Annotated in this window: 9 protein-coding genes and 1 pseudogene; 4 read left to right on the top strand and 6 right to left on the bottom strand. The window is 44.4% G+C overall.

The window, feature by feature from the left end:
* Positions 1-31 precede the first annotated feature (31 nt).
* Entirely contained in the window at positions 32-517 is a 486-nt protein-coding gene (locus KHN79_RS19185) for a gluconokinase (RefSeq protein ID WP_182009107.1), read from the top strand.
* Positions 518-555: 38 nt separating this feature from the next.
* Here KHN79_RS19185 and KHN79_RS19190 read toward each other — a convergent pair whose 3' ends face one another.
* Positions 556-1,563 carry a DUF2804 domain-containing protein gene (locus KHN79_RS19190; RefSeq protein ID WP_182009106.1) on the bottom strand — a complete coding sequence of 336 codons (1,008 nt, stop codon included), beginning with the start codon at positions 1,561-1,563 and terminating at the stop codon, positions 556-558.
* Positions 1,564-1,769: 206 nt separating this feature from the next.
* Positions 1,770-1,892, bottom strand: a complete 123-nt coding sequence (locus tag KHN79_RS21775; RefSeq protein WP_259344853.1) for a hypothetical protein — start codon at positions 1,890-1,892, stop codon at positions 1,770-1,772.
* A gap of 441 nt (positions 1,893-2,333) precedes the next feature.
* On the opposite strand from KHN79_RS21775, the gene KHN79_RS19195 reads away from it, so the two are divergent.
* The 3 genes from KHN79_RS19195 (at position 2,334) to KHN79_RS19205 (ending at position 7,377) form a co-directional block, all read left to right on the top strand.
* Positions 2,334-4,976: an EAL domain-containing protein gene (locus KHN79_RS19195; RefSeq protein WP_182009105.1), complete on the top strand. Its 2,643-nt coding sequence runs from the start codon at positions 2,334-2,336 to the stop codon at positions 4,974-4,976.
* A 194-nt stretch (positions 4,977-5,170) separates the two neighbouring features.
* Positions 5,171-6,580: a nodulation protein NfeD gene (locus tag KHN79_RS19200; protein WP_182009104.1), complete on the top strand. Its 1,410-nt coding sequence runs from the start codon at positions 5,171-5,173 to the stop codon at positions 6,578-6,580.
* Between the two features lie 86 nt (positions 6,581-6,666).
* Positions 6,667-7,377 (top strand): slipin family protein, encoded by a 711-nt coding sequence (locus tag KHN79_RS19205; protein WP_348542131.1) that lies wholly within the window; start codon positions 6,667-6,669, stop codon positions 7,375-7,377.
* A 76-nt stretch (positions 7,378-7,453) separates the two neighbouring features.
* Here the strand turns inward: KHN79_RS19205 and choV are convergent, their stop codons facing one another.
* The 4 genes and pseudogenes from choV to betA all read right to left on the bottom strand — a co-directional run bounded on the left by choV (position 7,454) and on the right by betA (position 12,282).
* Positions 7,454-8,638 carry a choline ABC transporter ATP-binding protein gene (gene choV / locus KHN79_RS19210; RefSeq protein WP_182009102.1) on the bottom strand — a complete coding sequence of 395 codons (1,185 nt, stop codon included), beginning with the start codon at positions 8,636-8,638 and terminating at the stop codon, positions 7,454-7,456.
* A gap of 2 nt (positions 8,639-8,640) precedes the next feature.
* Positions 8,641-9,483, bottom strand: a complete 843-nt coding sequence (gene choW, locus KHN79_RS19215; RefSeq protein WP_025587758.1) for a choline ABC transporter permease subunit — start codon at positions 9,481-9,483, stop codon at positions 8,641-8,643.
* A gap of 84 nt (positions 9,484-9,567) precedes the next feature.
* Entirely contained in the window at positions 9,568-10,506 is a 939-nt protein-coding gene (locus KHN79_RS19220) for a choline ABC transporter substrate-binding protein (RefSeq protein ID WP_025587760.1), read from the bottom strand.
* A 61-nt stretch (positions 10,507-10,567) separates the two neighbouring features.
* A pseudogene (gene betA, locus KHN79_RS19225) lies at positions 10,568-12,282 on the bottom strand (choline dehydrogenase).
* Between the last annotated feature and the right edge of the window lie 11 nt (positions 12,283-12,293).

The following is a 12,293-nucleotide window of genomic DNA, read 5'->3' on the forward strand; positions in this document are numbered from 1 at the left end:
TGCCCATTGAGCCTGATAAAGAGTTAATAATATGAATAAAAAATACGTTGTTATGGGTGTTTCTGGGTGTGGTAAGTCGTCGATCGGAGACTCATTAGCTAAATCTCTAAACATTCCTTTTTTTGATGGTGATGATTACCATCCGGTAGAAAACGTCGAAAAAATGAGGAATGGAATTCCTCTTACCGACGAAGACAGAAAAGAGTGGTTGTTAACGCTAAATGCCCTAATCCAAGAGCAAGAAAACTTAGTTCTGGCCTGTTCCGCGCTCAAACCCGAGTACAGAGATGCGTTAAGAAAGGGCTGCGATGATCTAACATTCTGCTATTTGAAAGGAGATTTTGATACGATCTGGTCACGACTTAAGGCAAGAGAAGATCATTACTTTCAGGGTTCAGCAATGTTAGAAAGTCAGTTTAAAACCCTTATAGAGCCTACTGAACAAGAAGCAATATACATCGATATCGACCAGTCCCCGGACAAAGTGGTAAGCGATATTCTGTCAAAAGTCAGATAAAACCAGAAGGGCTGCACTCGCAGCCCTTCTGTCCGTTGTTACCATTTTGCATAATGGTCTTCTGTCAGTCCCACAACATCATTCAACTCATGTTTTTTGCCATGCCTGTCAGTAACAGAACCACTAAAATAACCGATATATTGGCGGAAGTTGGTTTTGAGAAGCCAAAAATTCTTCTTCTCTGAGCGGCAGTTTAAAGGAGTAAAAGTCAGATCAATGCTCCCGTCATGGGAGGTAATCCTCCACTGATCTTCAGGATTACTACGTGAGAAATGAAACTGTACAGGAGCCATCAAATGACGCTCTCCATTTATCCACGCCACATTTTCACAATAACCGGTTTCGTTCACCCCAACAGCAAGGTTCAATCCCAAGCATTGCTTATCACTAATATGATTAATACTTGCCCATCGCCAACTGGTTTCTCTTCGCATATAACCTGCGGAAAAATCATAACCAGCTGAGACATGATTTAAGTCTTGCTCCTGTCCCAAAATAAACAGATTTCCCGTCACAGCTAACCCATTATGTTTCTGCGTATAAGTCCAGCCTGAATAGCCTGTAGGAGTGCACAACATTAGCGGCTCACTATCAGGCTCTGGTTTTAAACGCAAAACCGCATTTACAGAGTCTGTGACAAAGTGAACATGCCAAACCCCTTCTTGAATAGAGAACTGAATGGCGTTGTCTGCAAGATTAGCCACGCTTGACCAGCTCGAAGGCTCCGTCTGATAGCCGACGTTGAAAGGCTTGAGCCATTGTTGCTCAATGAGTTCGTTGTTCTTAATATCAAACAAATAACAAAATCCAGTCGCTAAATAACGAATGTCCGCAATCGCAATACCGACAAGATAGTCAGGGGTCACTAAAGAAACAAACTGGAACTGCTTAAAATCGAAATACTTGCGTATCTTCGTTACTGGTTTATCCATTTCATTTCTATATTGGAAGTTTTCAAGCTCTAAATATCGCGGAATCGCCTCTAGATGACCAAAAGTCGGCATTCCATCAGCCTGAATAAATGACTCCAGTGGATTTCTGATCATGACTCAATCTTGTTTCGTTAACACATGTAAAGGATAACATTACTTTAACAAGTTGCGGTTGCACCACTCCACAGCAATGTAAAACAAATAAAAGATGGGATTAATAAATTCAATACTGCGTGATATGCATTGAGAAGATAGCTAAAGCGAGCGACATGACGTCTCGCTCGCTTGGGTAATAGTGCCTGATGACCTTTTATATCTACTTAATTGAAAACGTCCATTAAACGATCAAACCAGGTGATCTCACCGTGTGCGACCAAGTCGTAAATAGTAAAAAAGATCATACAAATGATAGCTAACTTGACTAAGCGGTAAATAATAAACATCGTAAACTCCGTTCGTTTTTCTTCAGTTTAATACCGGAGCCGGTATTTATAAACTCGATAAGTCTTACCTCTCAATAAATTGACACACAAACAACCGCAAGATGCATGGTGTAGCGAGGATAAACTAGGGCGGTAATGACCTGACGATTTGGTGTTTCCAGCAAGTAACTTTTGTATGCAAACCACTGAATATGCATAATCCAAGCTTTTGATTGAATATTTATATCAAGAGCAAAGCAAAAGCAGTCTGATAGCATTAAACTAAAATAATGCCAGTTTGCTTTGAAAAAATCAGATATGAATCAAAAAATTCAATAACCAAATATCATAAACTTTCATCAAATCTATAGCTGTAACAAATTTTTAATGAAAGCGCTTCATCTAACCAACTCAAACCTTCGATATAAAACCGCTTTATACTTTTCTCTTGGTTTGCTGGGAATGGTGATAAGTTTCCTGCTCATAAGCCGGTATTTTTTTCTGTACAGCTTAGACGAGCTAGAAAATATGGAAATAGACCATGCCAACAAGCAGGCACTAGCCGTGGTTGATATGATGGTGACTCAACAAGAAGAGGCGTCTTACGACTGGGCTTATTGGGATGAAACCCATGACCTTTTTATCGAGCATGATATAAAGGGCTACACCGAGCGAAACCTTTATGTTGAGACCCTCGACTCCCTAAGCCTGGACTTAATGTCTTTTCTGACGCTTGATGGGAAAGAATTCTTGTCCCTGACTCGTGAAAACTCCCCTGAAATCTCTGCTCAGTTATCTGGTAAATTGGCCACTCACCCTCTCATTCAGCAATATCTGATATCAATGAGTAATCTCCCCGATTCCCATAAAACATCACTTTCCGGGCTGCTGAGAATAGATAACACCATTTGGGGACTTAGCCTGACGCCAGTCAGAAACAGTGATAGCAGCAGTATTTCGAACGGGTGGATGCTTTGGGGAAGAAACCTCTCCGTCCGTTTTCCGGGCGACTACAGTACTGTGCTTTCAACACAAAACTCACTCGATCTATTAGACTCAACGAAGCATAACCTCGCCCGAAACATAGAAAAAACTTCGAACACAATTGTAACCGCTTCCAAGTTAAATGATCTGAGTGGAACACCGATTGCGTGGCTGACAACAGAGATGAAACGCGAATATTTTAAGAAAGGGAGTGCGCTTTTCATCTACTTATTTGCTTCGGTAGGCTTAGCCGCAGCGATTATTGCAATAGTTACTTTTATCATCTTTAGAATTAAAGTCGCGACACGATTTGCACATTTTGCAGAAGACATTCATCAAATAGCCTCGGAATATCAACTGGATGGTGTGCAGTCCGTAACTAAAGATGAGCTTGAACTAGCAACAAAGTTAGTCCGAAAGCTATCTGAAAGTACCTCATTAACACAATTGCAGTTAAAAGATTCAATAGAGAATTTTGGCGCGCTATACAATAGCACCTCTCTTGGAATGATCTTCGTTATCGAACGTGAAATTGTCGATGCTAACCTACGTGCAATGGAGATACTCAGATACCAAAAATCTGATTTCATTAACCGCCCTCTTGAATCACTCTGCTCGCCTGAAGAAGACGAGTCAAAACTGGAAGGGATGTTGATTGAACTTGAAAATGGCAGAACGCAATTCGAAGCTCAAATACTCGACGGTAAAGGAGAGATCATTGATTGCCAGTTAGAAGCAGCTCTGATTCAGTGTAAAGGGCAAAGTGCGATAATGTTGTTACTTCAAGATATACGTGAGACCAAACAGCAAGCTCAAATGATTCAGAAACTAACCGAGTTCGACCCCATCTCTGGTTTTTGTAACCGCCCAGTGATCCTCGCTTCCCTTGAGAACCTTGTCAAAACGCGACCTAACCGCTTTTCGTTTATTTACATCTGCAGTAAGCAATTGAAACAAGTGACGGAAGTATACGGGCACTACGTCTTTGATGAAGCGCTTCAACACGTTTCAAAATTACTCAGGGAACACCTTGGTACTAATCAGATAGGCCGTATCAGCGAACATGAATTTATCGTCCTAATTCCAGAGACCTCAAAGCACCAAGAATTGATTGAAGCCACTAACCGCCTTCTCAACCAGCTATCTTATAAGGCCGTATTTTCAGACATTACGGTGTCATTAGATACAAAAGCGGTGATGATGGACACCAAAATCACTCACCAGCCTGTAGAGCACCTGCTTCTTGCCGCTCGTCATTCTGCGCAATCTATTCGGGGGCGAAAAATTCGTGAAGTATTCGTTACGGACGAAGAACTCTCAGCGCAAGCAGAAATGTTGATGGTCATTAACCGTGACTTAGAATCTGCTATTCAACGAGAAGAAATCATCCCGTATTTTCAGCCGATTGTTGACGCAAAGACTGAGGAAGTTATTGGCTTTGAAGCACTTGCGCGCTGGAACCACCCCTCTCTCGGTATGGTATCACCTGCTGTTTTTATACCTATGGCTGAGCAAGGAAAACTGATTATTGAGCTTGGAGAGTCCATCCTCAAACAATCGTGTGCATTTATCGGTTCACTTAACAAAGTGCGACAAGCTAAAGGATTACCTCAATTTTCTGTTCACATTAACTTGAGTGCGCGTCATTTCTACCACTCAAAATTAATCAGCTATCTAAAAAATGTAATTGAAGAGCATCAGGTGTCTGCGGGTAACCTTGTTCTGGAGATTACCGAAAGTATGCTAATGGGTGGAGAAGCTGAGTCAATTAACTGTATTAATGAGATTAAACGTTTAGGCGTGCAGCTCGCACTGGATGACTTTGGTACTGGTTACTCATCATTTAGTAGTATCTGTAACTTCCCTCTCGACATCGTAAAACTCGATAAATCCTATATCGACGAAATTGAACACAATGATCGAGCAAAAACATTGGTGCGCAACATTGCCAGTATGTCTAATGAACTGGGGTTAACTATCGTTGCTGAAGGTGTCGAGACAGCCAGCCAGGTGCGTAAACTTAAAGTCTGGAACATCAAAGATCTACAAGGATTCTATTTCTACAAGCCGATGCCAATGCATGAAGTACTAGAGACCTTCTCAGGCTATCGGGTCGCTTAGCCTTAGATATAACAGGCAAAGTAATTTTTAGCACTTTGCCTGTTAACCTGTTATTCCACGTTAAAACTACAACTCGTCAGCTCGCTCCCATCCACCAGCCAAGCTAATACATATTCACTGACCCCACCCGAATTACTTAGGTATATACTTAAATTAGCTTTCAATAAGTCCTGTCACTTTACGAGGAGGACTGTATGAAACGAATACGGCTATGCCTCTTATCACTCATCATATTTGCCAGTCAGGCGCTGGCAAATACAGTATGGGTTGTGCCAGTCAAAGGCGCTATAGGCCCCGCCACCAGCGATTACCTCGTGCGAGAAATCGAACAAGCTCAAAGTGAAGACGTCAGTTTAGTCATCTTGAAGATGGACACGCCAGGCGGCCTAGATAGTGCAATGCGCGATATCATTCACGCAATAACGACTTCCTCAACACCTATCGCAACCTGGGTCGGTCCATCAGGCTCCAGAGCAGCCAGCGCTGGTACTTATATTCTCCTTGCCAGTCATGTCGCAGCGATGGCAGAAGCCACGAACCTGGGTGCCGCGACCCCTGTAGCATTAGGTGGCGGCGCACCAAAAGCCCCAACTTCAGGTGACGAACAAGATTCAAAATCGGAAGACAAACCAAAAGATCAAAACGAGAACTCCGACAAAGTGCCCGCTAAAACAGCGATGGAGAAGAAAGTCATTAATGATGCAAAAGCCTATATTAAAGGCTTGGCGAAGTTGCACGGCAGGAATGCTGAATGGGCAGAAACAGCTGTAAGCGAAGCCGCCAGCTTAGACGCCGCCGAAGCACTGGAACTTAACGTCATTGATTACATTGCTAACTCACCAGAAGATCTGGTTAAGGCCATTAACGGAAAAGCCGTTAAGATAAACAATCAATCCGTGACATTGTCACTAGACAATCCTGTCTGGGTAGAGAGAGTGCCAGATTGGCGGGCAGAAATGTTAGCCGTTATTACCAATCCGAATGTGGCCTATATTCTGATCCTCATCGGTATTTATGGTCTGCTTTTAGAGTTCTATAACCCCGGGATTGGTTTGCCGGGTGTTTTAGGCGGCATTTGCTTATTGCTGGCTATGTACGCCCTGCAGATGATGCCCGTCAATTATGCCGGTTTAGGACTATTACTACTGGGTATCGCATTAATGATTGCAGAGGCATTTAGCCCGAGTTTTGGCGTGTTAGGCTTAGGTGGTGTGGTTGCGTTTGTTTTGGGCTCAATATTCCTGATGGACAGCGACTTGCCGGGATTTCAGGTAGCACTGCCTCTCATTATTGGCCTTTCAATTTTCTCTGTCGCCCTGATCGTCCTGACGGTTGGTATGTTAGTAAAAATTCGCCGCAGAAAAGTGGTTACCGGCTTAGAAACGTATCCAGGTAAATCTGCCGTAGTCAGTGATGACTTTATTGGCGGTGAAGGACGCGTGCAAATGGACGGCGCATTTTGGCAAGCCAAAACAGAAGCCGAAACCATAGATAATCAAGGACTAAAACAAGGTGATCACGTTACCGTTGTGGATGTTAAAGGACTAACCTTAACCGTAAAGGCCAGTGACCATCCCTTTAACAGTGACCGCCCTGAGAAATAGGAGGCGAATATGATGCTCTACACTACTGGTGTGATCCTAGTACTGTTGTTCGCACTAGCGACACAAATCTTCAAAGTGCTACGCGAATACGAACGAGGCGTGGTGTACTTCTTGGGTCGCTTTCAAGAAGTCAAAGGACCAGGCCTGATCATCTTAATCCCCTTTATCCAACAATGGTGCGTGTAGACTTACGTACCATTGTATTGGATGTGCCCACTCAAGATCTGATCACCAAGGACAACGTATCTGTGCAAGTAAACGCGGTGGTTTATTTCAGAGTTGTGGATCCACAGATGGCGATTAATAATATTGAGAGTTACAGCGAAGCGACCAGTCAATTATCTCAGACCACGCTGCGTTCCGTATTAGGCCAGCATGAGCTGGATGAACTGCTCTCTGAACGTGAACGACTTAACAAAGATTTGCAGTCGATTCTCGATCAACAGACCGATGACTGGGGCATCAAGATTGCTACTGTAGAAGTGAAGCACGTTGACCTGAATGAAAGTATGGTCCGAGCACTTGCTCGACAAGCCGAAGCAGAACGTAATCGTCGTGCAAAAGTCATTCATGCTGCCGGTGAATTAGAGGCCTCTAAAAAGCTAAAAGAGGCGGCGAAAATGCTAAACGAAGCCCCAAATGCCTTGCAATTACGCTATATGCAGACACTAACCGAAATCACGACCGATAAGACATCGACCATTGTTTTTCCAATGCCGATGAATTTAGTCGAGACCGTGCAGGATATCGCAAAGGCGGTTAACCAGAACACAGAAGAAAATGAACAGAAATCATAGACATTTCTTTGCGTAGTAAAAAGAGCCGCAAGTAACTGCGGCTCTTTTAGTCTTCATTTCAACAAGCCTGGCTTTATCAAGCCACTCGTTTAGATCTGAACTTACCCAGTAATGCGTCGTACAACTCGTTGTCGCTCAGGACACCAACCAACTTGTCATCTTCTACCAGCAACAGAGGCTGGTTACTGCGCTGCTTAAGCTCTATCGCTTCGCGCATACTGATGTTCGGGCTAACCTGAACCAGAGAGTTGGATTCGACATCATCGAGGTTCGATGATTCGCTCACCCACTGAATCAGCGACTGTTCAGAGTCCGACAAACTCAGGCCTTTCGAATCTTGCGTCACCCAAATTTCTTTATCAGGACAAATAAGCACACGCTCTTCTTCACGTACCAGAGCATCACTCGACTTCATTAGAGAACGTCCTTTAAGCACATTCAGAGGATTCGTGTGGGCAACGAAGTCCGCCACATAATCGGTTTCTGGTGCCAGAATGATCTGCTCTGGCTTACCATGCTGAATCAGTTTACCCGACTCCATAATGGCAATATTGTTACCAATTTTAAGCGCTTCATCTAAATCATGACTCACGAACAAAATCGTTTTGTTCAGCTTTTCTTGCAGCAGAATCAGTTCGTCTTGCAGCTGCGCTCGGATCAGTGGGTCAAGTGCTGAAAACGGTTCATCCATGAGGAGAATGTCTGTGTCCATCGCAAAAGCACGAGCCAAGCCCACACGCTGCTGCATACCGCCAGAAAGCTCATGCGGGAACTTACTCTCCCATTCTGACAAGCCAACCATTTCTAACTGTTCACGTGCTTTTGCACGGCGCTCTGCTTTACCTATACCTTGCATTTCCAGACCAAAGGCAACGTTATCTAGTACCGTTAGCCAAGGCATCAAAGCAAACTTCTGGAACACCATAGATACTCGGTGTGTACGTAGATGGCGTAGCGTCTGCTCATCACAGTTAGCGAGCTCCACCATATCATCGCCATCCTGGATTTTCAGAGAGCCACGAGAAATATCGTTGAGTCCGTTTACTGTACGAAGCAAGCTGGATTTGCCAGAACCAGACAAACCCATCAATACACAGATTTCACCACGTTTGACCGTTAGAGAAACATTATCAACACCGACGACCTGACCGGTTTCGTCGATGATCTCCTGGCGAGACTTACCCTGGTCCAGCAAAGTCAAAGCTTGTGATTGCTGCTGACCAAACACCACATCAAGATTTTCAATAGTAATTGCGTCCATGATTAAGCCTCCTTCTGGTTTGGTGCTTTACATAAGCGATCAAGAATGATTGCAACAAGAACAATCGCTAAACCAGCTTCAAAACCTTGCGATATATTTACCGTATTCAGTGCACGTACGACAGGCTTACCTAAACCATCTGCACCTACTAGTGCGGCAATGACCACCATCGAAAGAGATAGCATAATACATTGGGTAACTCCTGCCATGATGCTAGGTAATGCCGCTGGTAACTCCACCTTAAACAGCAATTTCATACGGCTTGCACCAAATGCTTTACCCGCTTCCAGCAGCTCTTCTGGCACTTTGATGATGCCCAAATAAGTCAATCGAATTGGTGCTGCAATAGCAAAAATGATGGTTGAAATCAGTCCCGGTACAATGCCTAAACCAAACAAAACTAATGTCGGAATCAAGTACACAAATGTCGGTACGGTTTGCATCAAATCCAGAATAGGTCTGAGTAACGTGTACAACCAAGGACGATGCGCTGCCATGATCCCCAGTGGAACGCCAATTAATACGGAAATCGTTGTCGCTGCAAACACAAGAACAAAGGTTTCCAGCATTTCTTGCCAGTAGCCAAGGTTAAGAATCGCCAACAGTGCCAATACGATAAATATAACCAGTGGGAGGCTACGATGTAAAAACCAAGCCAGTGCCGCTGTAATAATAATCGGCGCAGCTGGCGGCATCCATTTAAAGATATCCACCACAAACATAATAATGGTTTCAAGAGTAATAGAGATTGCATCAAAAAAACCTGATGCATTGATGGTTAACCAATCGACGCCAGTTTCCATCCATTGGCCCAACGGTAGTTTGTTGTCCGTAATAAAATTCACAATAAAACCTTTTCGTTAATGAAGTGGGCATTGCTGCCCACCGATATACCTCAATAGCAACTCACATCGAGTTTATAAAACGAATTAAGCGTTTGTTTTCAAATACGCTGAGATCGCAGTCTTTGCATCCTGGCCATCGACAGTTTTCACATCCTTCAGCCAAGCTTCGATTTTATCTGCGTTCGCGTTTAACCATGCCTGTGCCGCTTTAGATGGCTTTTGCTTCTGGTTAAGAATCGCTTCCATCAGCTCGTTTTCCATTTCTAGGCTGAACTCTAGGTTTTTCACGAGTTGACCCACATTCGGACACTCAGCAAGGTAGTTTTGACGTACGTTTGTATAAACGTTTGCACCACCGTAGTTTGGACCGAAGAAATCATCGCCACCCGATAGGTATTCCATTTCAACATTACTGTTCATTGGGTGCGGCGCCCAACCCAAGTAAACGATCCACTGATTGCGACGTACCGCACGTGATACTTGTGACACCATGCCCGCTTCACTTGATTCAACCAGGCTGAAGTCTTTTAAACCAAACGCATTGCTGTCGATCATGGATTGAATCAGGCGGTTACCATCGTTACCTGGTTCGATGCCGTAAATGCGGTCTTTAAATTTGTCGGCATGTTTTTCCAGGTCAGCAAAACTCTTCACACCTGCGTCATAAACGTATTTTGGTACTGCCAGAGTGTATTTCGCGCCGACAAGATTCGCTTTTACTGTTTCGACAGTGCCAGCATCTCGGTACTTAGCAATGTCACCTTCCATCGTTGGCATCCAGTTACCAAGGAAGATATCAATGTCGCCGTTCGCCATAGAAGAATAAGTTACTGGTACAGAAAGCAGATCCGTCTTGGTTTTGTAACCCAAGCCTTTCAGTAGCTCTGTGGTTACAGCCGTGGTTGCGGTAATGTCTGTCCAGCCTACATCGGCAAATCGAACGGTTTCACATTGGTTTGCGTAAGCGCCGGTAGCGACAGAAGTTAATGCGATAGTTGATAGTATTTTCGTCATCTTAGACATATTGAATTCCTTTTGATATTTAGTGATTTTTATAATTTCTGACTTTTAGCTTTATAAATAATTAAGAGATCGAATCTAAGTCTCTTTTCGGTGGATGCATTCGCTGCATCTCTTGCCAGTTCGGTGCAATCCAAACCGGAGTGTTATTTGATTTTTCTAGTGCGTTACCCAAGATCATGTCCGCAGCCCGTTCTGCAACCATGATGGTTGGCGCGTTCAAGTTACCATTGGAATGGTTGGGAAAATTGACGAGTCCACAACACGCAAACCCTGGATGCCGCGTACCTGACACTGCTCATCGAGTACTGCTAATGGATCATCGTCTGCACCCATTTTGCAGCTACATGAAGGATGATAAGCACTCTCAACATTTTGCTTAACCCACTCATCAATTTGCTCGTCGGTAGTAATATTGAGACCTGGCTGGATCTCATCGCCACGGAACTCATCCATCGCAGGTTGATTGAGAATTTCGCGCGTCAGACGAATACAGTCACGCCAGTCCTGTTTATCTTGCTCGGTCGAGATGTAGTTAAACTCAATCTTTGGCTTATCATTCGGGTTTGAAGAGACCACCTCCACCGAGCCACGGCTCTCTGGTTTATTAGGGCCGACGTGAACCTGGAAACCATGGCCATCAAAGGCAGCCTGACCGTCATAACGCATAGCTGCAGGTAGGAAGTGATATTGAATATTTGGCCACTTTAATCCTTCACGCGAACGAATAAACGCACACGATTCAAAATGGTTAGTTGCGCCAAGACCTTTTCGAGTCAGAATCCACTCGGTACCGATTAGCCCTTTGCTCACCAAGCCTAGTTTACTGTTCAGTGTGATTGACTGCTTACAGTGGTATTGGAAGTACACTTCCAGATGGTCTTGCAGGTTTTTACCTACCCCTTCCAACTGGTGTTTCAACTCAATGCCCGCTTTTTCCAGTACATCTTTAGGACCAATACCGGAAAGTTGAAGTAGCTGTACCGAGCCGATTGAGCCTGCACTAGAAATGACTTCATTTTTCGCGAAACACTGCTGAATTGAACCTGCTTTCTCAAATTCAACGCCGACCGCTTTCTTGCCTTGTAGCCCTGTCTCTTCAAGTAACACACGACGCACAGTCACTCGCTTCATGAGCGTGAAGTTCTTGCGCTTTTTAGCACGGCTTAAGTATGCATTAGAGGTTGAAGCACGTACGCCTTTATCAACGGTCATGTGCATCGGACCGAAGCCTTCCTGCTGGAAACCGTTGTAATCGTCAGTTTCTGGATAGCCAGCCTCTTTACCAGCCTCAATAAAGGCTTCATACAACGGGTTCAGCTTCATGTCATTGCCGCTACATGTGCCTAGCGGACCACTGTCACCTCGGTACTCATCAGCACCACCGACCCAAGATTCAGCTTTGCGGAAGTACGGTAAGCACGCTTGGTAATTCCAACCTTTAGCTCCCTCTTCTTCCCACTGGTCGAAGTCGCAAGCATGGCCACGTACGTAAACCATACCGTTGATAGAAGAGCTACCACCGAGAACTTTACCGCGAGGACAGTGCAACTGGCGTCCATCAAGACCATCTTCTTGTACGGTCTCAAACTGCCAAGCGTATTTTTCAGTATTCATCGGGTACGAAAGTGCTGTTGGCATTTGGATGAAAATACTCTTATCCGTACCACCCGCTTCCAGTAATAATACTGAGTGCTGACCACTCTCACTCAAGCGATCCGCTAACACACAGCCGGCCGAACCCGCACCGACGATAATATAATCGTAGTGTTGTTTCATTTTGTGTCTCC

It is taken from the genome of Vibrio sp. B1FLJ16, assembly GCF_905175385.1.
Taxonomy (GTDB): Bacteria; Pseudomonadota; Gammaproteobacteria; order Enterobacterales; family Vibrionaceae; genus Vibrio.